The 24,971-nt window shown below is 71.8% G+C and carries 21 protein-coding genes; 19 read left to right on the forward strand and 2 right to left on the reverse strand.

The genetic code is table 11. From position 1 onward, the window contains the following. The first annotated feature begins 7 nt into the window (after positions 1–7). The 13 genes from ACIQFX_RS13645 to ACIQFX_RS13705 all read left to right on the forward strand — a co-directional run bounded on the left by ACIQFX_RS13645 (position 8) and on the right by ACIQFX_RS13705 (position 14,218). Entirely contained in the window at positions 8–1,699 is a 1,692-nt protein-coding gene (locus tag ACIQFX_RS13645; protein ID WP_402462051.1) for a UDP-N-acetylmuramoyl-L-alanyl-D-glutamate--2,6-diaminopimelate ligase, read from the forward strand. Between the two features lie 4 nt (positions 1,700–1,703). After that, complete coding sequence (murF, locus tag ACIQFX_RS13650) at positions 1,704–3,128, forward strand: UDP-N-acetylmuramoyl-tripeptide--D-alanyl-D-alanine ligase (protein WP_402462054.1); 1,425 nt, start codon at positions 1,704–1,706, stop codon at positions 3,126–3,128. Further along, entirely contained in the window at positions 3,125–4,195 is a 1,071-nt protein-coding gene (mraY, locus tag ACIQFX_RS13655) for a phospho-N-acetylmuramoyl-pentapeptide-transferase (RefSeq protein WP_402462057.1), read from the forward strand. Before murF ends, mraY begins: the two co-directional genes overlap by 4 nt. Next, positions 4,177–5,616, forward strand: coding sequence for a UDP-N-acetylmuramoyl-L-alanine--D-glutamate ligase (gene murD / locus ACIQFX_RS13660; RefSeq protein ID WP_402462060.1), 1,440 nt, complete (start codon positions 4,177–4,179; stop codon positions 5,614–5,616). Before mraY ends, murD begins: the two co-directional genes overlap by 19 nt. A 55-nt stretch (positions 5,617–5,671) precedes the next feature. Further along, positions 5,672–7,012, forward strand: coding sequence for a putative lipid II flippase FtsW (gene ftsW / locus ACIQFX_RS13665; RefSeq protein ID WP_402462062.1), 1,341 nt, complete (start codon positions 5,672–5,674; stop codon positions 7,010–7,012). 6 nt (positions 7,013–7,018) lie between these two features. Next, entirely contained in the window at positions 7,019–8,113 is a 1,095-nt protein-coding gene (gene murG, locus ACIQFX_RS13670) for an undecaprenyldiphospho-muramoylpentapeptide beta-N-acetylglucosaminyltransferase (RefSeq protein ID WP_366039522.1), read from the forward strand. 27 nt (positions 8,114–8,140) lie between these two features. Continuing rightward, positions 8,141–8,944: a cell division protein FtsQ/DivIB gene (locus ACIQFX_RS13675; protein WP_402462066.1), complete on the forward strand. Its 804-nt coding sequence runs from the start codon at positions 8,141–8,143 to the stop codon at positions 8,942–8,944. A gap of 277 nt (positions 8,945–9,221) precedes the next feature. After that, entirely contained in the window at positions 9,222–10,436 is a 1,215-nt protein-coding gene (gene ftsZ, locus ACIQFX_RS13680) for a cell division protein FtsZ (RefSeq protein WP_402462069.1), read from the forward strand. Next, positions 10,433–11,209, forward strand: a complete 777-nt coding sequence (gene pgeF, locus ACIQFX_RS13685; protein ID WP_402462071.1) for a peptidoglycan editing factor PgeF — start codon at positions 10,433–10,435, stop codon at positions 11,207–11,209. Before ftsZ ends, pgeF begins: the two co-directional genes overlap by 4 nt. Then, complete coding sequence (locus ACIQFX_RS13690; RefSeq protein WP_402462073.1) at positions 11,209–11,928, forward strand: YggS family pyridoxal phosphate-dependent enzyme; 720 nt, start codon at positions 11,209–11,211, stop codon at positions 11,926–11,928. Before pgeF ends, ACIQFX_RS13690 begins: the two co-directional genes overlap by 1 nt. A gap of 122 nt (positions 11,929–12,050) precedes the next feature. Then, positions 12,051–12,671 carry a cell division protein SepF gene (locus ACIQFX_RS13695; protein ID WP_017238791.1) on the forward strand — a complete coding sequence of 207 codons (621 nt, stop codon included), beginning with the start codon at positions 12,051–12,053 and terminating at the stop codon, positions 12,669–12,671. 82 nt (positions 12,672–12,753) lie between these two features. Beyond that, entirely contained in the window at positions 12,754–13,044 is a 291-nt protein-coding gene (locus tag ACIQFX_RS13700; RefSeq protein ID WP_017238790.1) for a YggT family protein, read from the forward strand. 55 nt (positions 13,045–13,099) lie between these two features. Next, entirely contained in the window at positions 13,100–14,218 is a 1,119-nt protein-coding gene (locus tag ACIQFX_RS13705) for a DivIVA domain-containing protein (protein WP_402462076.1), read from the forward strand. 697 nt (positions 14,219–14,915) lie between these two features. On the opposite strand, the gene ileS is transcribed toward ACIQFX_RS13705, so the two are convergent. After that, positions 14,916–18,059 carry an isoleucine--tRNA ligase gene (gene ileS / locus ACIQFX_RS13710; protein WP_402462078.1) on the reverse strand — a complete coding sequence of 1,048 codons (3,144 nt, stop codon included), beginning with the start codon at positions 18,057–18,059 and terminating at the stop codon, positions 14,916–14,918. Between the two features lie 537 nt (positions 18,060–18,596). Here ileS and ACIQFX_RS13715 point away from each other — a divergent pair. The 6 genes from ACIQFX_RS13715 (at position 18,597) to ACIQFX_RS13740 (ending at position 23,900) form a co-directional block, all read left to right on the forward strand. Further along, a complete protein-coding gene (locus ACIQFX_RS13715; RefSeq protein WP_402462081.1) occupies positions 18,597–19,391 on the forward strand; it encodes a TraR/DksA family transcriptional regulator in 795 nt (264 codons plus the stop codon). Positions 19,392–19,471: 80 nt separating this feature from the next. Further along, complete coding sequence (lspA, locus tag ACIQFX_RS13720; RefSeq protein ID WP_402462084.1) at positions 19,472–20,092, forward strand: signal peptidase II; 621 nt, start codon at positions 19,472–19,474, stop codon at positions 20,090–20,092. A gap of 61 nt (positions 20,093–20,153) precedes the next feature. After that, positions 20,154–21,095 (forward strand): RluA family pseudouridine synthase, encoded by a 942-nt coding sequence (locus ACIQFX_RS13725; protein WP_402462087.1) that lies wholly within the window; start codon positions 20,154–20,156, stop codon positions 21,093–21,095. After that, positions 21,092–21,577, forward strand: a complete 486-nt coding sequence (locus tag ACIQFX_RS13730) for a GNAT family N-acetyltransferase (protein WP_402462090.1) — start codon at positions 21,092–21,094, stop codon at positions 21,575–21,577. Before ACIQFX_RS13725 ends, ACIQFX_RS13730 begins: the two co-directional genes overlap by 4 nt. Before the next feature lie 130 nt (positions 21,578–21,707). Beyond that, positions 21,708–23,294, forward strand: coding sequence for a Na+/H+ antiporter (locus ACIQFX_RS13735; protein ID WP_402462092.1), 1,587 nt, complete (start codon positions 21,708–21,710; stop codon positions 23,292–23,294). A gap of 36 nt (positions 23,295–23,330) precedes the next feature. Next, positions 23,331–23,900, forward strand: coding sequence for a dienelactone hydrolase family protein (locus ACIQFX_RS13740; RefSeq protein ID WP_362556593.1), 570 nt, complete (start codon positions 23,331–23,333; stop codon positions 23,898–23,900). Positions 23,901–23,968: 68 nt separating this feature from the next. On the opposite strand, the gene ACIQFX_RS13745 is transcribed toward ACIQFX_RS13740, so the two are convergent. Next, a complete protein-coding gene (locus tag ACIQFX_RS13745; RefSeq protein WP_402462097.1) occupies positions 23,969–24,943 on the reverse strand; it encodes a zinc metalloprotease in 975 nt (324 codons plus the stop codon). Positions 24,944–24,971: the final 28 nt, after the last annotated feature.

Genomic DNA, 24,971 nt, shown 5'->3' on the forward strand with positions numbered 1-24,971 from the left:
AGCACCAGTGACAACCATCACCCCCCATTCCGGGAACCGGAAATCGAACTCCGGCGACGCCCCGGGCTCTTTTGGCCCCGTACAGGGTGCGCCCGGTACGCTCACCGCCGTGCCACACGCTGATCAGTACCGAAACGCCCCGCCCCGTCCGGAGCAGGCCCGCCCGACACCCCTGGGCGACCTGGCCGCACACCTGGGGGTCGACGCCCCCGGGGCCGCCGAGATCTCGGGCATCACCCACGACTCGCGGGCGGTGCGCCCCGGCGACGTGTACGCGGCCCTGCCCGGCGCCCGGCTGCACGGCGCCGACTTCGTCGCCCAGGCCGCCGGACTCGGCGCCGCCGCGATCCTCACCGACCCGGCCGGTGCCGAACGCGCCGCCGCGACCGGCCTCCCGGTCCTGGTCGTCGAGGACCCGCGCGGCCGGATGGGCGAACTCGCCGCCGAGATCTACGGGCGGCCCGGCGCCGCCCTCCTCCAGATCGGCATCACCGGCACCTCCGGCAAGACCACCACCGCCTACCTCGTCGAAGGCGGCCTGCGGGGCGCCGGCCGCAGGACCGGCCTCGTCGGCACCGTCGAGATGCGCATCGGCGACGAGCGCATCAAGTCGGAGCGGACCACCCCCGAGGCCACCGACCTCCAGGCGCTCTTCGCCGTCATGCGCGAGCGGGGCGTCGAGGCCGTCGCCATGGAGGTCTCCAGCCACGCCCTCGTGCTCGGCCGGGTCGACGGCTGCGTCTTCGACGTCGCCGTCTTCAACAACCTCAGCCCGGAGCACATGGAGTTCCACTCCGACATGGAGGACTACTTCCAGGCGAAGGCCGGGCTCTTCACGCCCGAGCGGAGCCGCCTCGGCGTGGTCAACCTCGACGACGAGTACGGCCGCAGGCTGGCCAAGGAGGCCACCGTCCCGGTCGTCACCTTCTCCGCCGACGGCCTCGCCGACGCCGACTGGCGCGCCGAGGACCTGGTCCTCGGCTCCCACGACTCGACGTTCACCGCCGTCGGCCCGGACGGCCGGCGGATCCCCGCCACCGCCCCGCTGCCCGGCCCGTTCAACGTCGCGAACACCCTCGCCGCGATCGCCACCCTCGCCGCCGCGGGCCTCGACCCGAAGGACGCCGCCGACGGCATCGCCGCCGTCCCCGGCGTACCGGGCCGCCTGGAGCGCGTCGACGCCGGCCAGCCGTACCTCGCCGTCGTCGACTACGCGCACAAGACGGACGCCGTCGAATCCGTCCTGCGCTCGCTGCGCGAGGTCACCGAGGGCACGCTGCACGTGGTCATCGGCTGCGGCGGCGACCGGGACACCACCAAACGCGGCCCGATGGGCGCCGCGGCCGCCCGGCTCGCCGACACCGCCGTCCTGACCTCCGACAACCCCCGCTCCGAGGACCCGCTCCGGATCCTCGCCGCCATGCTCGCGGGCGCCGCGGAGGTGCCCGCGGAGGAACGCGGCGAGGTGCTCGTCCTCGCCGACCGCGCCGCCGCCATCGCCGCGGCCGTCGCCCGCGCACGGCCGGGCGACACCGTCCTGGTCGCCGGCAAGGGCCACGAGCAGGGCCAGGAGACCGCCGGGGTGGTCCGCCCCTTCGACGACCGCGAGGTCCTGCGGGCGGCGATCCTCGAACAGAACGCCAAGGCCGCCCCGGCGGACGACGGCGACGAAGCCAGCCACCAGAACAGTCAGGGATGAAGCAGTGATCGCCCTCTCCCTCGCCGAGGTCGCCGCAATCGTCGGCGGGCAGGCGCACGACATACCGGATCCGGACGCCCGGATCACCGGTCCCGTCGTCATCGACTCCCGTGAAGTGCGGGCCGGCAGCCTCTTCGTGGCGTTCGCCGGCGAGCACGTCGACGGCCACGACTACGCCGAGCGCGCCGTCGAGGCGGGTGCGGCGGCCGTGCTCGCCGCCCGGCCCGTCGGCGTCCCCGCCATCGTCGTCGACGACGTCCAGGCCGCGCTGGGAACCCTCGCCCGCACGGTCGTGGAACGCCTCGGCGCCGATGTCGTCGCCCTCACCGGCTCGGCCGGCAAGACGTCCACCAAGGACCTGATCGCCCAGGTCCTCGACCGCCACGCGCCCACCGTCTGGACGCCCGGCTCACTCAACAACGAGATCGGCCTGCCGCTCACGGCGCTCCGCGCGACCGACGAGACCCGGCACCTCGTCCTGGAGATGGGCGCCCGCGGCATCGGGCACATCCGGTACCTCACCGGCCTCACCCCGCCCCGCATCGGCCTCGTCCTCAACGTCGGCACCGCCCACATCGGCGAGTTCGGCGGCCGGGAGCAGATCGCCGAGGCCAAGGGCGAGCTCGTCGAGGCCCTGCCGTCCGCCGAGGAGGGCGGTGTCGCCGTCCTCAACGCCGACGACCCCCTCGTCCGCGCGATGGCGAGCCGCACCAAGGCCCGCGTGACCCTCTTCGGCGAAGCGGACGAAGCGGCCGTACGTGCCGAGAACGTCCACCTCACAGAGTCCGGACAGCCTTCTTTCCGTCTTCACACACCCACCGGGTGCAGCGACGTGACCTTGCGCCTGTACGGTGAGCACCACGTGTCGAACGCGCTCGCAGCGGCCGCCGTCGCGCACGAGCTGGGCATGCCCGTCGAAGAGATCGCCACCGCGCTCTCCGAAGCGGGAACCCTGTCGCGCTGGCGCATGGAGGTCACCGAGCGTCCGGACGGCGTGACGGTCGTCAACGACGCCTACAACGCGAACCCCGAGTCCATGCGAGCCGCCCTGCGCGCGCTCGCGGCCATGGGCCGGGCCGCACAGGCCCGAGGGGCTCGCACGTGGGCGGTGCTCGGCAAGATGGCCGAGCTCGGTGACGCATCGCTCGTCGAGCACGACGCGGTCGGACGGCTCGCCGTCCGGCTCAACGTCAGCAAGCTCGTCGCGGTCGGGGACAGGGAAGCGTCCTGGCTGCAACTGGGCGCATATAACGAGGGTTCGTGGGGTGAGGAGTCGGTGCACGTGTCCGACGCGCAGGCGGCGGTCGACCTGTTGCGCAGTGAGCTGCGCCCGGGGGACGTCGTCCTTGTGAAGGCTTCCAGGTCGGTCGGTCTCGAACAGGTCGCCCTGGCACTGCTCGACACCGAGGGCGAGGTCACCGGCCGATGAGGCAGATCCTCTTCGCGGGGGCCATCGGGCTCTTCCTGACCCTGATCGGTACGCCGCTGCTGATCAAGCTCCTTGCCCGCAAGGGGTACGGGCAGTTCATCCGGGACGACGGCCCGCGCGGCCACGCCGGGAAGAAGGGCACGCCCACCATGGGCGGCATCTCCTTCATCCTGGCCACGCTGATCGCGTACGCCCTGGCCAAGGTCATCACCGGCGAGGACCCGACGTACTCGGGCGTCCTGGTGCTGTTCCTGATGGCCGGCATGGGCCTGGTCGGCTTCCTGGACGACTACATCAAGATCGTCAAGCAGCGGTCGCTGGGTCTGCGGGCCAAGGCGAAGATGGCCGGCCAGCTGATCGTCGGCATCGCCTTCGCGGTGCTCGCGCTGCAGTTCGCGGACCTGCGCGGCAACACCCCGGCCTCCGAGAGGCTCTCCTTCATCACGGACTTCGGCTGGTCCATCGGCCCGGTGCTCTTCGTGGTCTGGGCGCTCTTCATGATCCTGGCCATGTCCAACGGCGTGAACCTCACGGACGGTCTGGACGGCCTGGCCACCGGCGCCTCGGTGATGGTCTTCGGCGCGTACACCTTCATCGGGCTCTGGCAGTTCCAGGAGTCGTGTGCGAACGCCATGACCCTGACCAACCCCAACGCCTGCTTCGAGGTCCGCGACCCGCTCGACCTCGCCGTCGTCGCCTCCGCGCTGATGGGCTCCTGCTTCGGCTTCCTCTGGTGGAACACCTCGCCGGCCAAGATCTTCATGGGTGACACCGGCTCGCTGGCGCTCGGCGGCGCCCTCGCCGGTCTCGCCATCTGCTCCCGTACGGAGCTCCTGCTGGCCCTGCTCGGCGGCCTGTTCGTGCTGATCACGATGTCCGTGGTCATCCAGGTCGGCTCGTTCAAGATGACCGGCAAGCGCGTCTTCCGGATGGCCCCCCTCCAGCACCACTTCGAACTCAAGGGGTGGTCCGAGGTCCTGGTCGTCGTCCGGTTCTGGATCATCCAGGGCATGTGCGTGATCGTGGGCCTGGGCCTCTTCTACGCGGGATGGGCAGCAGAGAAGTGACGGAACAGCTCGACTGGAACGGCAAGAAGGTCACCGTCGCGGGGCTAGGGGTGTCCGGCATCCCGGCCGCCCGCGTCCTGCACGCCCGCGGGGCGCTCGTGACCGTCGTCAACGACGGCGACGACGAGCGCTCCCGGGCCCAGGCCGCCGACCTGGAGGCGGAGGGCATCACCGTCCGCCTCGGCGACGGGGCCACCCTGCCGTCCGGCACCGAGCTGATCGTCACCACCCCCGGCTGGCGGCCCGACAAGCCGCTCTTCGCGGCCGCCGCCGAGGCGGGCGTCGAGGTCTGGGGCGACGTCGAGCTGGCGTGGCGGCTGCGGGGGCCCGACGCGGCCCCCTGGCTCGCGGTCACCGGCACCAACGGCAAGACCACGACGGTCCGGATGCTCGCCTCGATCCTGGAGGCGGCCGGTCTGCGGACCGCCGCCGTCGGCAACATCGGGGTCTCGCTCCTCGACGCCGTCCTCGGCGAGGAGACGTACGACGTCCTCGCCGTGGAGCTCTCCAGCTACCAGCTCCACTGGGCGCCCTCGGTCCGCGCCCACTCGGCCGCCGTGCTCAACCTGGCGCCCGACCACCTCGACTGGCACGGCACCATGGAGGCGTACGCCGCCGACAAGGGCCGCATCTACGAGGGCAACCAGGTCGCCTGCGTGTACAACGTCGCCGACCAGGTCACCGAGGACCTGGTCCGCGAGGCGGACGTCGAGGAGGGCTGCCGCGCCATCGGCTTCACCCTCGGAACCCCAGGCCCCTCCCAACTGGGCGTCGTCGAGGGCATCCTCGTGGACCGCGCCTTCGTCGAGAACCGGCAGAAGAACGCCCAGGAACTCGCCGAGGTCGCCGACGTCCAGCCGCCGGCCCCGCACAACATCGCCAACGCGCTCGCCGCGGCCGCCCTCGCCCGCGCCTTCGGCGTCGAGGCCAAGGCCGTACGGGACGGGCTCAAGGCCTTCCGCCCCGACCCGCACCGCATCGAACTGGTCGAGGAGGTCCAGGGAGTCACGTACGTCGACGACTCCAAGGCCACCAACACCCACGCCGCGGAAGCCTCGTTGGCGGCCTACGACCCGATCGTCTGGATCGCCGGCGGCCTCGCCAAGGGAGCCACCTTCGACGAGCTCGTCCGGAAGTCGGCGAAGCGCTTGCGCGGCGCCGTCCTGATCGGCGCCGACCGCGCGCTGATCCGCGAAGCCCTGGCGCGACACGCCCCGGAGGTCCCGGTGGTGGACCTCGACCGGACCGACACTGAGGCGATGTCCGAGGCGGTCCGCGAGGCGGCCCGGCTCGCCCGCCCGGGGGACACGGTCCTCCTCGCCCCGGCCTGCGCCTCGATGGACATGTTCACCAACTACAACAAGCGGGGCGAGGCCTTCGCGGACGCCGTCCGCGCCCTCGCCGCCACCGGGGACGCCTGACCTGACCAGCGGGAGGGTCCGGCCGGACCGGGCACGACTGGAGGGGGCAGCGACCATGCCGAGCAAGATCGCCGGGACACGCCGGCCTTCCGCCGTACGCGGCGGGGGGCGGGCCCCCGCGACCCCGCGGCGACCCCGCCGGGGAGGCGTGGGGCAGCTCTACCGGCGGGCGCAGAAGGCCTGGGACCGGCCGCTGACGGCCTACTACGTGATCATCGGCGCCGGGATGCTCATCACCACGCTCGGCCTCGTGATGGTCTACTCCGCCTCGATGATCACGGCGCTCCGCTACGAGCTGGTGCCCTCCTACTTCTTCCGGAAGCAGTTCTTCGCCGCGCTCCTGGGCACCGGACTGCTCCTGGCCGCCTCGCGGATGCCGGTGAAGCTGCACCGGGCGCTCGCCTACCCGATCCTGGTCGGCGCGGTCTTCCTGATGGTGCTCGTGCAGATCCCCGGGATAGGGCACGCGGTCAACGGCAACCAGAACTGGATCTCCCTCGGCGGCCCCTTCCAGCTCCAGCCCAGCGAGTTCGGCAAGCTGGCCCTGATCCTGTGGGGGGCCGACCTGCTCGCCCGCAAGCACGACATGCGGCTGCTGACCCAGTGGAAGCACATGCTGGTCCCGCTGGTCCCCGGCGCCTTCATGCTGCTCGGACTGATCATGCTCGGCGGCGACATGGGCACCTCGATCATCCTCGCCGCGATCCTCTTCGGCCTGCTGTGGACGGCCGGGGCGCCGACCCGCCTGTTCGTCGGGGTGCTCACGGTGGCCGGCGCGATCGGCGTGCTGCTGATCAAGACGAGCTCGAACCGGATGAAGCGCTTCGACTGCATCGGAGCGACCGACCCCGGTGGCGAGGGAGCCCCCTGCCTCCAGGCCGCGCACGGAATCTATGCTCTGGCCTCGGGCGGATGGTTCGGATCCGGACTCGGTGCGAGTGTGGAGAAATGGGGCCAACTGCCCGAGGCGCACACCGACTTCATCTTCGCGGTCACCGGTGAGGAACTGGGCCTCGCGGGGACGCTGTCGGTACTCGCCCTGTTCGCGGCTCTAGGCTATGCGGGTATCCGCGTGGCCGGAGGCACGGAGGACCCCTTCGTGAGGTTCGCCGCGGGAGGCGTGACCACCTGGATCACGGCGCAGGCCGTGATCAACATCGGTGCGGTGCTCGGCCTGTTGCCGATCGCCGGTGTCCCCCTCCCGCTGTTCTCCTACGGAGGGTCGGCCCTGCTGCCGACCATGTTCGCCGTCGGACTGCTGATCGCCTTCGCGCGACAGGAGCCCGCCGCGAAAGCGGCCCTGGCCATGCGCCGCCCCGGTTGGGGCAAGCGGGCCGGGGTGAGATGGAAGTCGATGCGACGGCGCGTCAAGAAGCGCCCGTCCGGAGAGCGGTGAATTTCGGTGCATGTCGTACTCGCCGGCGGGGGGACCGCCGGCCACATCGAGCCCGCGCTCGCCCTCGCGGACGCCCTGCGCAGGCAGGACCCCAGCGTGGGGATCACGGCGCTCGGCACGGAGAAGGGTCTGGAGACCCGGCTCGTGCCCGAGCGGGGCTACGAGTTGGCGCTCATTCCCGCCGTACCGCTGCCCCGCAAGCCCACCCCCGAGCTGATCACCGTCCCCGGGCGGCTGCGCGGCACGATCAAGGCCGCCGAGCAGGTCCTGGAGCGCACCAAGGCGGACTGCGTGGTCGGCTTCGGCGGCTACGTGGCCCTGCCCGGCTATCTCGCGGCCAAGCGGCTCGGGGTGCCGATCGTGGTCCACGAGGCCAACGCCCGGCCCGGCCTGGCCAACAAGATCGGTTCGCGGTACGCGGCCGGGGTCGCCGTCGCCACCCCGGACAGCAAGCTCCGGAACGCCCGCTACATCGGCATCCCGCTGCGGTACACCATCGCGACGCTCGACCGGGCGCGGGTGCGGCCCGAGGCGCGCGCCGCCTTCGGCCTCGACCCCAACCTGCCGACGCTGCTGGTCTCCGGCGGCTCGCAGGGCGCGCGGCGGCTCAACGAGGTCATCCAGCAGATCGCCCCGGTGCTCCAGCGCTCCGGCATCCAGATCCTGCACGCGGTCGGCCCGAAGAACGAGATGCCGCGCGTCGACAACATGCCCGGTATGCCGCCGTACGTGCCGGTACCGTACGTGGACCGGATGGATCTCGCGTACGCCGCGGCCGACATGATGCTCTGCCGCGCGGGCGCGATGACCGTCGCCGAGCTCTCCGCCGTCGGGCTGCCCGCCGCGTACGTCCCGCTGCCCATCGGCAACGGCGAGCAGCGGCTCAACGCCCAGCCGGTGGTCAAGGCGGGCGGTGGGCTCCTCGTCGACGACGCGGAGCTGACGCCGCAGTGGGTGCAGGGCAACGTCCTGCCCGTACTGGCCGATCCGCACCGGTTGTACGAAATGTCCCGTGCCGCCGCCGAGTTCGGCCGCCGGGACGCCGACGACCTGCTCGTCGGCATGGTGTACGAGGCGATCGCCGCCCGCCGACAGGCGTAGCGCGGCGGCGAGAGGCAGGAGCGCCAGGTGGCAGCCGGACCGACGACCGCGGAGAAGAGCGGCGCCAGCAAGTCGAAGGGGTCGTCGGAGCGGTCGTCCGGCACGGGTACCCGGAACCCTCGGTTCCGGGTACCCGCCCCCCGGTTGCTGCTCGTCGCGCTCGGCGTGGTCGCGCTCGTCGTCGGCGGGGTCTGGGCGCTCTACGGATCAAGCTGGTTCCGTGTGGAACGTGTGAAGACTTCCGGCACCCGGGTCCTGACCGCGAGCGAGGTCGAGACCGCCGCCGCCGTACCCCTCGGAGCCCCGCTCGCCACCGTCGACACCGACGCGATCGAGGCCCGACTCGGGGCCGCTTTCCCCCGGATCGAGTCGATCGACGTCGTCCGGTCCTGGCCGCACGGAATCGGGCTGAAAGTGACGGAACGGCAGCCTGTCCTGCTGATCGAAAAGGGCGGAAAGTTCATCGAAGTGGACAGGACCGGCATGCGGTTCGCCACCGTCGACACCGCCCCGCGCGGCGTCCCCCGGCTCGTCCTGGACAGCGCCGCCTCCCCGAGCCTGCGCCGCTTCGGCGCGGACCGGCTGCTCCGCGAGGCGGTCCGCGTCCGGGGTGAACTCCCGGCGGAAATCGCCCGGGAGGCTCGTGTCGTGCGCGTCACTTCGTACGATTCCGTCACTCTGGAGCTGACCAGGGGGCGCACGGTGTTCTGGGGCAGCGCCGAACACGGTCCGGTGAAGGCCCGGGTGCTGACCGCTCTGATGAAGGCGGCACCCAAAGCGGGGCACTTCGACGTAAGTGCCCCCACGGCGCCCGCCTCGTCCGGAAGTTGACGCCCATCACCGCTGGCCAGCACCCTGGTTGGCCAGCGCTACGGGTGATCACATAGGGTGAAAAGAAAAACGGGAGGTTCGGCGTGTTCGTTGAACGTGCGCCACTTGTCGACTTAGTGTCCTGTTCGGAGGAGTCCAGCGAACAGCGACACTAGTAACCCTAAACTTCAACGTTAGGGTTCGGGTCGGCGTTTCGGACCGTCCCAATCGGCATCCGTCGGAGCGGCGCGACCAACGCGCGGCGACGACACGTAACTCGAGGCGAGAGGCCTTCGACGTGGCAGCACCGCAGAACTACCTCGCAGTCATCAAGGTCATCGGTGTCGGCGGCGGTGGTGTCAATGCCATCAACCGAATGATCGAGGTCGGTCTCAAGGGCGTCGAGTTCATCGCGATCAACACCGACGCGCAAGCGCTGTTGATGAGCGACGCCGACGTCAAGCTCGACGTCGGCCGTGAACTCACCCGCGGCCTGGGGGCCGGGGCCAACCCGGCCGTCGGTCGCAAGGCGGCAGAGGACCACCGTGAGGAGATCGAGGAGGTCCTCAAGGGGGCCGACATGGTCTTCGTCACCGCCGGCGAAGGCGGCGGCACCGGCACCGGCGGCGCGCCCGTCGTCGCCAACATCGCACGCTCGCTCGGCGCCCTGACGATCGGCGTGGTCACCAGGCCGTTCACCTTCGAGGGCCGCCGTCGCGCCAACCAGGCGGAGGACGGCATCGCCGAGCTCCGCGAAGAGGTCGACACCCTCATCGTCATCCCGAACGACCGACTGCTCTCGATCTCGGACCGCCAGGTCTCCGTGCTCGACGCGTTCAAGTCGGCCGACCAGGTGCTGCTGAGCGGTGTCCAGGGCATCACCGACCTCATCACCACCCCGGGTCTCATCAACCTCGACTTCGCCGACGTCAAGTCGGTCATGTCCGAGGCCGGTTCGGCCCTCATGGGCATCGGCTCCGCCCGTGGCGACGACCGCGCGGTGGCCGCCGCGGAGATGGCGATCTCCTCGCCGCTCCTGGAGGCCTCCATCGACGGCGCCCGCGGCGTGCTGCTCTCCATCTCCGGCGGCAGCGACCTCGGTCTCTTCGAGATCAACGAGGCCGCGCAGCTGGTCAGCGAGGCGGCCCACCCCGAGGCCAACATCATCTTCGGCGCCGTCATCGACGACGCCCTGGGCGACGAGGTCCGCGTCACCGTCATCGCGGCCGGCTTCGACGGCGGCCAGCCGCCGGCCCGCCGGGACAACATCATCGGCTCGGTCTCGGCCAAGCGCGAGGAGCCGGCCCCGGCCCCCCGCCACGTCGAGACCTCCCGTCCGCTCGGCGGCCTCGGCACCGTGGCCCCCCGCGAGGAGCCCGTCGCCGCCCCGGTCGAGCCCGCCCCGGTCGTCAACGAGGTCCCGCTGACGCCGGCCCAGCCGGTCGTCCCGCCGGCCCGTCCCTACGCGGACAGCCAGGCCGAGGAGCTGGACGTCCCGGACTTCCTGAAGTGATAGGGCATCGCTCCGACGCGAACGGCGCGCACTTCGCCTTCACCGACCGGTGGGGCGGGGTGAGCGCCGTTCCGTACGAGGAGCTCAACCTCGGCGGAGCGGTGGGGGACGACCCCGAAGCGGTACGGACCAACCGGGCGCTCGCCGCCGGCGCCCTCGGGCTCGACCCGGCGCGGGTGGTCTGGATGAACCAGGTGCACGGCGCGGACGTCGCCCGGGTCGACGGGCCGTGGGGCACCGCCGACGTCCCGGCGGTCGACGCGCTCGTCACCTCCCGGCCGGGACTCGGGCTCGCCGTCCTCACCGCGGACTGCGTGCCCGTCCTCCTCGCCGACCCGGTCGCGGGAGTCGCGGCCGCCGCCCACGCCGGGCGTCCCGGGATGGTGGCGGGAGTCGTCCCGGCCGCGGTCGCCGCCATGATCGTTCTGGGCGCCGATGCGGCCCGTATCGTCGCCCGCACCGGTCCCGCCGTCTGCGGGCGCTGCTACGAGGTCCCGGAGGCCATGCGGGCCGAGGTGGCGGAGACCGAACCCGCGGCCTGGGCCGAGACGAGCTGGGGAACCCCGGCCGTCGACGTCGTCGCCGGGGTCCACGCCCAGCTCGAACGGCTCGGCGTCACCGACCGGCAGGCCAGCCCGGTCTGCACCCGGGAATCCGGTGACCACTACTCGTACCGCCGTGACCGCACCACGGGGCGACTCGCGGGATATGTCTGGTTGGACGCCGTATCCACCCCCGGGACGACCCCCGGATCCCCGGCAGGAAAGAACTGATGACGGACCGCACGTCGGAACTCGCCGAGAACCTGGCCCGGGTGGAGGCGCGGATCGCCGCCGCCTGCGCCGCCGCCGGGCGCGCGCGGGAGGAGGTGACCCTCGTCGTGGTCACCAAGACCTATCCCGCGAGCGACGTGAGGATCCTCCACGGCCTCGGCGTGCGGAACGTCGCCGAGAACCGGGACCAGGACGCCGCCCCGAAGGCGGCCGCGTGTGCCGACCTCGACCTGACCTGGCACTTCGTGGGCCAGTTGCAGACCAATAAGGTCAGATCCGTGGTGGGTTATGCCGATGTGGTGCAGTCCGTCGACCGCTTGAAGCTCGTTTCCGCCCTCTCCGCGGCCGCGGAGAAGGAGGGGCGCGAGCTCGGCTGCCTGCTCCAGGTCGCGCTCGACGCCGAGTCCGGTGAGCGGGGCGACCGCGGCGGCGTCTCGCCCGACGGGATCGAGGAGTTGGCGGCCGCGGTGGACGCCGCGCCCGGGCTGCGGCTCGGCGGGCTGATGACCGTCGCCCCGCTCGCCGGCCCGTACGCGGGACGGCGACGCGCCGCTTTCGACCGCCTCATGGATTTGTCGACTGCCCTGCGCGCGACCCGTCCGGCTGCGAACATGGTGTCGGCAGGGATGAGCGCGGACCTCGAGGAGGCCGTCGCGGCCGGGGCGACACACGTACGCGTCGGTACGGCGGTGCTCGGCGTCCGCCCGAAGCTCGGGTAACGTCGCGAAGCAAGTCGGACCACAGCAGAAAATATGGTCATTCCGCAGAATGGCGGGGTGCCCCGTGGATCGCCGGCACTTGGTGACAAGGCCGATCCACCACAGAGCGGAGGACTCAGAGAATGGCCGGCGCGATGCGCAAGATGGCGGTCTACCTCGGCCTCGTGGAGGACGATGGGTACGACGGCCGGGGTTTCGACCCCGACGACGACTTCGAACCCGAGCTGGAGCCGGAGCCCGAGCGCGACCGGCGCCACACCCCCCCGCGTCAGGTGGAGCGCGAGGAGCCGGTGCGTGTCGTGGCGCCCCCCGCGCAGCGGGAGCCGGTCGCCCATTCCGTCCCGGTACTCGCCGAAAGTGGACGTCCGGCCCGAATTGCCCCCGTGGCATCCATCACACCCGAACGTCCGAGCCTGGAGAAGAACGCACCGGTGATCATGCCCAAGGTCGTGTCCGAGCGGGAGCCCTACCGCATCACCACGCTGCACCCCCGGACGTACAACGAGGCCCGTACCATCGGGGAACACTTCCGCGAGGGCACCCCCGTGATCATGAACCTCACGGAGATGGACGACACGGACGCGAAGCGACTTGTCGACTTTGCCGCCGGACTCGTCTTCGGGCTCCATGGCAGCATTGAGCGCGTGACGCAGAAGGTGTTCCTGTTGTCGCCTGCTAACGTCGATGTCACGGCGGAGGACAAGGCCCGGATCGCAGAGGGCGGATTCTTCAACCAGAGCTGAGAACAACAGAACCGGACGGACCGGTCGCGAAGCGCGGTCGGCCGAGCGAGAGCACGCAAGCCAGGGGAGAGGGAAACGCGGGATGGGCGTCGCACTACAAGTGGTCTACATCGTGCTGATGTGCTTCCTCGTCCTCCTGATCGTCCGGCTGGTCATGGACTACGTCTTCCAGTTCGCCCGTTCATGGCAACCCGGTAAGGCGATGGTGGTCGTTCTCGAGGCCACCTACACTGTCACCGATCCACCGCTCAAGCTTCTGCGGCGACTCATCCCGCCGCTGCGTCTCGGGGGCGTGGCACTCGACCTGTCCTTCTTCGTTCTGATGATCATCGTCTACATCCTGATCTCCATCGTGAGCAGCTTCGCGAGGTGAGTGTGGACGATACGGTCTTGCCGACTGCCGACGACTACGTAGAGGTGAAGAAGAGATGCCGCTGACCCCCGAGGACGTGCGGAACAAGCAGTTCACGACCGTCCGCCTTCGAGAAGGCTATGACGAGGACGAGGTCGATGCCTTCCTCGACGAGGTCGAAGCCGAACTGACCCGCCTGCTCCGCGAGAACGAGGACCTGCGCGCCAAGCTGGCCGCCGCGACGCGTGCCGCCGCGCAGAACCAGCAGCAGCAGGGCATGCGCAAGCCGCCGGAGCCGCAGGATCGTCCCGGCGCGCCCGTGCCCGCGGCCATATCCGGTCCGCCGGTCCAGCAGCAGCCGCCCCAGATGGGCCCGCCGCAGCTGCCCTCCGGTGCCCCGGCGCTTCCCCCTGGCCCGATGCAGGGTGGCCCCATGCAGGGCGGCCCGATGCAGGGTGGCCCCATGCAGGGCGGCCCGATGCAGGGTGGCCCCATGCAGGGCGGCCCCATGGGCCCCGGCCCGATGCAGGGCGGCCCGATGGGTCACCCGCAGCAGCAGATGCAGCCGCAGATGCAGCAGCAGCCGCAGCAGGGCCCCGGTGGCGACAGCGCCGCGCGCGTCCTCTCGCTGGCCCAGCAGACCGCCGACCAGGCGATCGCCGAGGCCCGCTCCGAGGCCAACAAGATCGTCGGCGAGGCGCGCTCCCGCGCCGAGGGCCTGGAGCGGGACGCCCGCGCCAAGGCGGACGCCCTCGAGCGGGACGCCCAGGAGAAGCACCGCGTGGCCATGGGCTCCCTGGAGTCCGCGCGCGCCACGCTGGAGCGCAAGGTCGAGGACCTGCGCGGCTTCGAGCGTGAGTACCGTACGCGCCTGAAGTCGTACCTGGAGTCGCAGCTGCGTCAGCTGGAGACCCAGGCCGACGACTCGCTGGCCCCGCCGCGCACCCCGGCGACGGCCTCCCTGCCGCCGGCCCCGTCCATGGCCTCGGCGGGCGCGGGAGCCCCGTCCTACGGCGGCAACGGCGGGATGGGTGGTGCTCCGTCCATGGGCGGCGCCCCCTCCTACGGCGGTCAGCAGCAGATGTCCCCGGCGATGACCCAGCCGATGGCTCCGGTCCGTCCGCAGGCACCGCAGCCGATGCAGCAGGCGCCGGCGCCGATGCGCGGCTTCCTCATCGACGAGGACGACAACTGACGGCGCGGGGTCGCGCGACGAGCGCGTAGCCGTCGGCAGGCTGCAAGGGCCGGTTCCCGGGTTTCCCCCCAGGAACCGGCCCTTCGCCGTACCCGGTCCCCTCGCCATGCGCCGGGCCCTTGGCGTACCCGGCCCCTTGGCGTACGCCGGGCCCTTGCCGTACGTCGGCACCCTTGACGTACGCCGGGTGCTGGGCCACCCGAGCCCGAGCCCGCGCCCGAGGCCTTCCTCCGCCGTGCTCGGCCCCTTGACGTACGCCGCGGGTGCCGGGCCGCCCGTGCCCGAGCCCGAGGCCCCCTGCAGGGGCTGGGGCCGCCCTGTGCCGGGCCACCCGCCCGCCGCGCCGGACCGCTCTCCGTGCCGGCCCACCCCCGTGTGGGCCCGCGCGCCAGCCCGGTCCACCCGCCGCGTGGGCACGCGCCCACCCTGGCCCACCTTCGTGTGGGCGCGGCCCCGGCGGAACCATTGCCCACAACGGAGTGGGCCAGGCCCCGGCCCCGGGGGTGGGCCGGGGCGGGCGGGTACCGCCCCAGTGGACGGGGGCCCGCAACGAGGGTGGCGGGAGCGGGGGTGGGGGCCGCTCCGGTGGGAGGGTTGGCCGTAACGGGGGTGGGGTCGGCCTTCTGGCGCCTGCTCGGGCGGGGGAGTGCGAAGGGCCCGGCCTTGGGGAGGCCGGGCCCTTTGGGGAGGGGGTGGGTCAGGACTTGCGGAGGCGGAAGACGAGGGCGAGGGAGTCGTCCTCGAAGGGGGCCCCGTAGGAGTCGTCGGCCTCGCCCTGCGCGTGGTCCGTGGCGAGGACCTCGTCCGCGATGAGCCCGGCGTGGGTGGTGAGCGCCTCGACGGTCTCGGGGGAGGCGGAGGTCCACCGGAGGGCGATGCGGTCGGCGACGTCGAGGCCGCTGTTCTTGCGGGCCTCCTGGATGAGGCGGATCGCGTCACGGGCGAGGCCCGCCTGGCGCAGCTCCGGGGTGATCTCCAGGTCGAGGGCGACCGTCGCGCCGGCGTCGGAGGCGACCGACCAGCCTTCGCGGGGGGTCTCCGTGATGATGATCTCCTCGGGGGTGACGGTGATGTCCTCGCCGTTCACCGAGAGGGTCGCCTCGCCGGAGCGGAGGGCCAGGGAGAGCGCCGCCGCGTCCGCGGCCGCCACGGCCTTGGCCACGTCCTGGACGCCCTTGCCGAAGCGCTTGCCGAGGGCGCGGAAGTTCGCCTTGGCGGTGGTGTCGACGAGGGAGCCGCCGACCTCGGAGAGGGAGGCGAGGGAGGAGACGTTCAGCTCCTCCGTGATCTGGGCCTGGAGCGCCGGCGAGAGGGCCGCGAAGCCCGTTGCCGCCACCAGTGCGCGGGAGAGCGGCTGGCGGGTCTTGACGCCCGATTCGGCGCGCGTCGCCCGGCCGAGCTCGACCAGCCGGCGGACGAGCAGCATCTGCTCGGACAGGGTCGGGTCGATCAGGCCGGTGTCGGCCTCGGGCCAGGTGGCGAGGTGGACGGACTCGGGCGCGTCGGCGGTCACCGGGACCACCAGGTCCTGCCAGACCCGCTCCGTGATGAACGGGGTCAGCGGGGCCATGAGGCGGGTGACCGTCTCGATGACGTCGTGGAGGGTGCGGAGCGCGGCCGCGTCGCCCTGCCAGAAGCGGCGGCGGGAGCGGCGCACGTACCAGTTGGAGAGGTCGTCGACGAAGGCGGAGAGGAGCTTGCCGGTCCGCTGGGTGTCGTACGACTCCATCGCCTCGGTGGCCTCGACGACCAGGGTGTGGAGCTCGGAGAGGAGCCACTTGTCGAGGACGGAGCGGTCGGCGGGGGCCGGGTCCGCGGCGGACGGCGCCCAGCCGGAGGTGCGGGCGTACAGCGCCTGGAAGGCGACGGTGTTCCAGTACGTCAGGAGGGTTTTGCGGACGACTTCCTGGATGGTGCCGTGGCCGACGCGGCGGGCCGCCCAGGGCGAGCCGCCGGCCGCCATGAACCAGCGGACCGCGTCGGCGCCGTGCTGGTCCATGAGGGGGATCGGCTGCAGGATGTTGCCCAGGTGCTTGGACATCTTGCGGCCGTCCTCGGCGAGGATGTGGCCGAGGCAGACCACGTTCTCGTACGAGGACTTGTCGAAGACGAGCGTGCCGACGGCCATCAGCGTGTAGAACCAGCCGCGGGTCTGGTCGATGGCCTCGGAGATGAACTGCGCCGGGTAGCGGCTCTCGAACAGCTCCTTGTTCCGGTACGGGTATCCGTACTGCGCGAACGGCATCGAGCCCGAGTCGTACCAGGCGTCGATGACCTCCGGAACGCGGGTGGCCTCCCGTGCGCAGCCGTCGGCCGGGCAGGTGAAGGTCACCGCGTCGATGTACGGGCGGTGCGGGTCGAGCTCGGACTGGTCGGTGCCGGTCAGCTCGGTCAGCTCGGCGCGGGAGCCGACGCAGGTGAGGTGGCCCTCCTCGCAGCGCCAGATCGGCAGCGGGGTGCCCCAGTAGCGGTTCCGGGAGAGCGCCCAGTCGACGTTGTTGGTCAGCCAGTCGCCGAAGCGGCCGTGCTTGACCGAGTCCGGGAACCAGTTGGTCTTCTCGTTCTCCTGGAGCATGCGGTCCTTGACCGCGGTCGTACGGATGTACCAGGACGGCTGCGCGTAGTAGAGCAGGGCCGTGTGGCAGCGCCAGCAGTGCGGGTAGCTGTGCTCGTACGGGATGTGGCGGAAGAGCAGGCCGCGCGCGTCCAGGTCGGCGGTGAGGGCCTCGTCGGCCTTCTTGAAGAAGACGCCGCCGACCAGCGGGACGTCCTCCTCGAAGGTGCCGTCGGGGCGGACCGGGTTCACGACCGGCAGGCCGTACGCCTTGCAGACCTTGAGGTCGTCCTCACCGAAGGCGGGGGACTGGTGGACGAGGCCGGTGCCGTCCTCGGTGGTGACGTACTCGGCGTTGACGACGTAGTGCGCCTCGGCCGGGAAGTCGACCAGCTCGAAGGGGCGCTGGTAGGTCCAGCGCTCCATCTCGGCGCCGGTGAAGGACTCGCCGGTGGTGACCCAGCCCTCGCCGAGGGCCTTCTCGACCAGCGGCTGGGCGACGACGACCCGCTCGTCGCCGTCGGTGGCGACGATGTAGGTGACCTCGGGGTGGGCGGCGACGGCCGTGTTGGACACCAGGGTCCAGGGGGTCGTCGTCCAGACGAGGAGCGCCGCCTTGCCGGCCAGGGGGCCGGAGGTCAGCGGGAAGCGGACGTAGACGGAGGGGTCGACGACCGTCTCGTAGCCCTGGGCCAGCTCGTGGTCGGAGAGGCCGGTGCCGCAGCGCGGGCACCAGGGGGCGACCCGGTGGTCCTGGACGAGGAGGTCCTTGTCGAAGATCTGCTTCAGCGACCACCAGACCGACTCGATGTACGAGGGGTCCATGGTCCGGTACGCGTCGTCCAGGTCGACCCAGTAGCCCATGCGGGTGGTGAGGTCGGCGAACGCGTCGGTGTGGCGGGTCACCGACTCGCGGCACTTCGCGTTGAACTCCGCGATGCCGTATTCCTCGATGTCCTTCTTGCCGGAGAAGCCGAGCTCCTTCTCGACGGCGAGCTCGACCGGCAGGCCGTGGCAGTCCCAGCCGGCCTTGCGGGCCACGTGGTAGCCGCGCATGGTGCGGAAGCGGGGGAAGACGTCCTTGAAGACGCGGGCCTCGATGTGGTGGGCGCCGGGCATGCCGTTGGCGGTCGGCGGGCCTTCGTAGAACACCCATTCGGGGCGTCCCTCGGACTGCTCCAGGGTCTTGGCGAAGACCTTGTTGTCCTGCCAGAAGTCGAGCACGTCGTGCTCGAGGGCGGGCAGGTCGACCTGGGCGGGCACCTGGCGGTACTGCGGCGGTGTCATCGAGTTCCTCCGGCGGAAAGTCGTCGTTCCGTCGGAGGGACGAGAGCCCGGCTCCCGCGGTACCACCCTCCTTGGCCCCGGGCGGACGCCCTGAGCCCTCTCATTGGGTCGCGACGCCGGGTCTAGTCACCGCGCTGTCCCGCGGCTTTCTTCCGACGGCTCCGGGGTGATGCTTCACATCGGGCTCGCCCCCGGGCTCTCACCGTCCCCGGGTCGCTCATGGCTGCTTGCGACGCTACTCGTCCCCATCCAAGCCTTTCGCTGGGCCCAGTGTACGGGCCCCGCGGCGGGGCGGCAGACCCGTTTCCGCGTGACCCGAATGGCCATACGGGGCGGCCCGGACTTGGCGTGCGGCCATGTGGGGGAGGGCGGGACGGATAACCCGGCGGGGAGCTGGGCACAACGGAGGCAGGCCCGCCCTGCGGGGAGCGGGGGCGGGTGGGAACGGCGGCGTGCCCCGTTGCCGCGGGCCTTGGGCCGATTTATCGTCCCAGCACGATTCGCGAGCAAGATCACAAAATGTGAAGGGGCCGCGACATGGTGGCGAAGAAGACCGCCGCGAAGAGGACCTCGACCGCCGGTTCCGACGGTTCGGCCGAGGTCGCCAAGGACGTGACCGGCAAGAAGTCGACGGTCGCGACGAGGACGGCTGCCGGGAAGGCCGTCACGAAGAAGGCGGTCACGAGGAAGGCGGCCACCGGGAAGACGGCCGTCGACGGGACGGACGCGGCGGCCCCCGCCCGCGAGACCGCGGCCCCGGACGGCGAGGCCCCCGCGGGGAAGACGCCCGCCGGGAAGGCCGTGGCGAAGAAGGCGGCGGCCAGGAAGGCGCCCGCCGCGAAGCAGCAGACAGGAGCCAGGACGGTGGCAGCGAAGAAGACCGCGGGCGGCGCCACGACCGCCGGCAGTGAGGCCGCGGTGCCCCCGGCCCGCACCGGGGAACTCGCGGTGCGTCCCGGCGAGGACCCCTGGACGCCGGAGGAGGTCGACGAGGCCCGCAGCTCGCTCCAGGCCGAGGTGCTGCGGCTCCGCAGCGAGCTCGTCCACTCCCAGGAGGAGCTCACCGGGCTCATGCGGGACTCGGGCGACGGCGCCGGGGACGACCAGGCCGACACGGGCACCAAGAACATCACCCGGGAGCACGAGCTCGCCCTGGCGGCCAACGCGCGGGAGATGCTGGAGCAGACCGAGCACGCCCTGGAGCGGCTCGACGCGGGCACGTACGGCCTCTGCGAGGTGTGCGGCAAGCCCATCGGCAAGGCGAGGATGCAGGCCTTCCCGCGGGCCACGCTCTGCGTCGAGGACAAGCAGCGGCAGGAGCGGCGCGGCTGACGATCTCGGCTGACGGTCTCGCACGCCTGTGCCGTACCCTCGGTGCACGGTCAGGCATCGAGGTCGAGGGACTCACTCACGTGGCAGAGGCGGAGCGCATCATCGGTACGCCGGATTCAGCAGGGGCCGACGAGACGGCCGCCTCCGACGACAAGGCCGCCTCCGAGGGGACGGCGGCCTCCGACGGGACGGCCGCTCCCGAGGAGCGGCCGCGGGGCAGGCGCCGGATCGTCGCGCTGTTCGTGGTGGCCCTGCTGGCCTACCTCCTGGACCTCGGCAGCAAGATGCTGGTGGTCGCCAAGCTGGAGGGTCACGAGCCGATCGACCTGATCGGGGACCTGCTGCGGCTCGACGCCATCCGGAACCCGGGTGCCGCGTTCGGCATGGGCGAGGCCTTCACGATCATCTTCACCTGCATCGCGGTCGCCGTGATCGTCGTGATCATCCGGCTGGCCAGGAAGCTCTACAGCCTGCCGTGGGCGATCGCGCTCGGCCTGCTGCTCGGCGGCGCGCTCGGCAACCTCACGGACCGGATCTTCCGCTCGCCGGGCGTCTTCGAGGGCGCGGTCGTCGACTTCATCGCCCCGGCGCACTTCGCCGTCTTCAACCTCGCCGACTCGGCGATCGTCTGCGGCGGCATCCTCATCGTCCTGCTGTCGTTCCGGGGCCTGGACCCCGACGGCACGGTCCACAAGGACTGAGAGCCGGGGCCCTGTCCGGTGCGGAAGACGGAGTGTCTTCCGCACAAGGCATACTCGACGGGTGAGTACGAGTCCCGAGATCCGCACGCTGCCCGTTCCCGATGGCCTGGAGGGCGAGCGCGTCGACGCCGCCATCGCCCGTATGTTCGGGTTCTCCCGTACGAAGGCGGCCGAGCTGGCCGCCGCAGGGAAGGTCCAGGTCGACGGCTCCGTCGTCGGCAAGTCCGAGCGGGTCAGCGGTGGCGCGTGGCTCGAGGTCGAGATGCCCGGCACGGCCGCGCCCGTGCAGATCGTGGCGGAGCCCGTCGAGGGCATGGAGATCGTCCACGACGACGACGACATCGTCGTGATCATGAAGCCGGTCGGGGTCGCCGCGCACCCCAGCCCCGGCTGGACCGGCACCACGGTCATCGGCGGCCTCGCCGCCGCCGGGTACCGCATCTCCACCTCCGGCGCCGCCGAGCGCCAGGGCATCGTGCACCGCCTGGACGTCGGCACCTCCGGCCTGATGGTGGTCGCGAAGTCGGAGTACGCGTACACCTCGCTCAAGCGCCAGTTCAAGGAGCGCACGGTCGACAAGCGCTACAACGCGCTGGTCCAGGGCCACCCCGACCCGATGAGCGGCACCATCGACGCCCCGATCGGCCGGCACCCGAACCACGACTACAAGTGGGCGGTCACCGCCGAGGGCAAGCCCTCCGTCACGCACTACGACCTCATCGAGGCGTACCGCTCGGCCTCGCTGCTCGACATCAAGCTGGAGACGGGCCGCACCCACCAGATCCGGGTGCACATGTCCGCCCACCGCCACCCCTGCGTCGGCGACCTCACCTACGGCGCCGACCCGACGCTGGCCAAGCGCCTCGGCCTGACCCGGCAGTGGCTGCACGCGGTCCGGCTCGGTTTCGAGCACCCGGGGGACGGCTCGTGGGTCGAGTTCGCCAGCACGTACCCCGAGGACCTGCAGCGGGCGCTGGACCGGATCGCGGCGGAGAGCCAGTGACGGCTGCGTACGCGGTCCGCGAGGCGGCGGAGCCGGGCGACCGCGAGGCGTGCTTCGCGGTCCGCCGCGAGGTGTTCGTCGAGGAGCAGGGCGTACCGCAGGAGCTGGAGTACGACACGTACGACGCCACCGCGGTGCACGTCCTGGCCGTGCGCGCGGACGGGATGCCGCTGGGCACCGGGCGGCTGCTGCACGGGGCCGACGCCGTCGGCAGGACCGGCGGGGACGCCTCGGTGGGCTCCCTCGGCCGGCTCGCGGTCGCGAAGGCGGCCCGCGGCCTCGGGGTCGGCGCGGCGCTCGTGCGGGCCGTCGAGGACGTGGCCCGCGAGCGGGGTCTGACCGCCGTCGACCTGCACGCGCAGACCCAGGCGCTGGGCTTCTACGAGCGGCTCGGCTACACGGCGTACGGCCCCGAGTTCCCGGACGCGGGCATGCCGCACCGGGCCATGCGCAAGGCCCTCCAGGTCCTGTCCGGAGAATAGCGCCGTCTGCCCGCAGGGCAGGGCGGCCCAGGCGCTTCTCCCCCTGTGCGACGCCTGCCCCCTCCCGGGCGCCGGGCGGCACACAGGGGGCATTCGCTGCCAAAACGGACGTACGTGGCAGGGTGGGCCCGTGGATCAATTGGCCCTGCTGTTCATGCTGCTGCTCGGCGCCCTGCTGACCGTGCCCCTCGGCGACCGGCTCGGTCTGCCGGCGCCGGTGCTGATGACGCTCGTCGGGATCGCGCTGGCCCTCCTGCCGTTCGTGCCGAACGTCGAGGTCCCGCCGGAGTTCATCCTCCCGCTGGTGCTGCCACCGCTCCTCTACGCCTCCGTGCAGCGGACCTCCTGGCGGCAGTTCGCGGCCAACAGGCGCCCGATCTTCCTGCTCGCGGTCGCCCTCGTCTTCGTCACCACGGCCGCCGTCGGCGCGGTCGCGCACGTGCTCGTGCCCGGTCTGCCGCTGGCCGCCGCCATCGCGCTCGGCGCCCTCGTCGCCCCACCCGACCCGGTCGCCGCGACCGCCGTAGCCGGCTCGCTCGGGCTGCCCCGCCGACTGGTGTCGATCCTGGAGGGCGAGGGGCTCTTCAACGACGTCACCGCGATCGTGCTGTACCACGTGGCCATCGCCGCGGTCGTCAGCGGCTCCTTCTCCTGGCCCGAGGCGCTCGCCGAGTTCGTGCTGTCCGCCGTGGTCGCCGTGGTCGTCGGCCTGGCCCTCGGCTGGCTCTGCAACAAGCTGATCGGCCTCCTCGGCGACGTCACGCTGCAGACCGGCCTCACCCTCCTCGTCCCCTTCGTGAGCTACGTCCTCGCCGAGGAGCTGCACGGCTCCGGTGTGCTGGCCGTGCTGCTCACCGCGCTCTTCCTGGCCGAGCACGCGGCCGACGCCGACGACGTCATGGGCCGGCTCGCCGGGCAGACCTTCTGGCAGATCGTCGACACGCTGGTCACCGGCATCGCGTTCGGCCTCATCGGCCTGGAACTCATCCACGTCTTCGGGGTGGCCGAGGGCCGCGGCTCGGAGATGCTCGGCTGGGGCGCCGCCGTGGTCGGCGTGGTCGTCGGGGTCCGGCTCCTCTGGCTGCTGCCCGCCACCTGGCTGGCGAAGAAGCTGCACACCCGCAGGGACATCGACGAGGAGATCCCGATGAGCTGGCGGGAGACCGTCGTCATGTGGTGGGCGGGGATGCGCGGGGTGGCGTCGGTGGCCCTGGCCCTCGCCATCCCGCTGCGCACCCACGACGGCGAGCCCTTCCCCGGCCGGGACGAGATCGTCTTCATCGCCTTCTGTGTGATCATCGCCACCCTCGTCTTCCAGGGACTGACCCTGCCCTCGCTGGTCAGGTGGCTCGGCGTGCGGGCCGACACGGACGCCGAGCGGGCCCTCGAACGCGACCTCGCGATCCGGGCCGCGAAGGCGGCCAGGCGCCGGCTGAAGGAGATCGAGGAGGTCGAGGAGCTGCCGGAGGAGGTCCAGGAGCGGTTGCTGCGCGGGGCGTACGACATCGGGGCCCGGATCAGTCCGGACATGGTCGACGAGGAGCGGCGGGCCGCCTACGCGGCGCGCGTGGACCGGCTCAAGGCGGTGCAGCGGATCCAGCGGGAGCTGATGTCGGCCGCCCGGCACGAGGTCCTCTCGGCGCGCAGCGAGCCCGGTGCCGATCCCGAGGTGGTGGACCGGGTGCTGCGGCAGCTCGACGTGCGCAGCATGCGCTGAGCGGTGGCCCGTGGGCCGGGTGGCAGGATGGGGCGCATGGACATCATGCTCTTCCACTCGGCCTACGGGCTGACCCCCTCCGTCGAGGCGGCCGCCGAGCGGCTGCGGGCCGCCGGCCACCAGGTCTGGACGCCCGACCTCTACGACGGCCGGACGGTGGGGACCGTCGAGGAGGGCGTGGCGCTCCGGGACGAGATCGGCAAGGACGAGCTGTTGAAGCGGGCGGTCCTGGCCGCCGCGCCCTACTCCGAGCGGGGCCTGGTCTACATGGGCCTCTCCCTCGGGGCCTCGATCGCCCAGACGCTGGCGCTCGGGGACGAGAAGGCGCGCGGGCTGCTGCTGTTCCACGGCACCTCGGACCTCGCGGAGTCGGCGTCGGTGGACGAGCTGCCCGTACAGCTGCACGTGGCCGAGCCCGACCCGTTCGAGACGGACGACTGGCTGTCCTCGTGGTACCTGCAGATGCGCAAGGCCGGGGCGGACGTGGAGATCTACCGCTACCGGGGCGCGGGGCACGTGTACACGGACCCGGAGCTGCCCGACTGGGACGAGGAGGCGGCCGACCGGACGTGGTCGGTGGCGCTGGACTTCCTGAAGAGCCTGTAGGGCGTGGGCAAAGGGGTGTGGCCCCCGGGGAGGATCCCCGGGGGCCACACCTGTGTCCGGACGGTGCGTCAGCTCGCGCGGTACGCGGTCCAGGCGTCGGTCATCCGGGTCACCTGGCCCGCGGTGAACTGGTACATGCAGGCGTCGTAGGTGTAGTCCATGAAGTTGTGGATCGGGTCCACACCCGCCTTGGAGGCGCAGGAGTCACGGCCGGTCGGGCACTCGTACGCCGGGCTCTTCTCGGCCGGGGTGTCGGCGACGTAGTCGCCGTTGCCGTTGCAGCCGCCCTGGAAGGTGTGGTAGAGCCCCATCCAGTGGCCGACCTCGTGGGTGGCGGTGTCGCCCTCGTTGTAGTTCGCGGCCGAACCGCCCGGGAGCGAGGAGTCGAGGACGACGACGCCGTCCATGGACGGGTTGGAGTTGTACGAGGACGGGAAGGTCGCCCAGCCCAGGAGGCCGCCGCCGAGCTTGGCGGTGTAGAAGTTCAGCGCGCCGGCGCCGCCCTTGCGGAGGGTCTGCTTCATCTGCTTCTCGGCGGTGGAGCCGGAGGTCAGGTTGTACCAGGTGGCGTTGTCCGTGTAGTCGGTCGCGGCCAGCGTGAACTGGAAGTTGGTGTTCACGTTGCCGGTGCCCTGGCCCGCGTAGGCGGCGTTCAGGACGTTCAGCTGGTTCTGGATCTGGGTGGCGGAAAGCTTGCCCGTCGTGCCCGAGTGGATCACGTGGAAGTAGACGGGGATGTTCACCACGGCGGCCGCGTCGGCGGCGGCACCGAGGCGGCCCTCGGAGCGGGCCGCGGCCAGCTTCTTCTTCAGGTCGTCGTCCATGGCCTTGGCCTTGGACGCCGTGACCTCGTTCGGCTCGGCGGCGTGGCTGTCGGCGCCGCGCTCCTTGCGGGCGCCGGACAGGGTCGCCGTGCCGTCCTCGCACTCCTCGGCGGACGCGCCGGCCAGGGTGGTGGCGGCGCCGGTGGCGACCGGGGCGGACAGCGGGGCCAGGGCCAGGGTTCCGGCCATGACGGCGGTGCCGAGCATCCGACGCGTCATACGCGGGGATATGCGGACAAGAGCACGC

This window comes from Streptomyces sp. NPDC093089, from assembly GCF_044754405.1.
GTDB lineage: Bacteria > Actinomycetota > Actinomycetes > Streptomycetales > Streptomycetaceae > Streptomyces.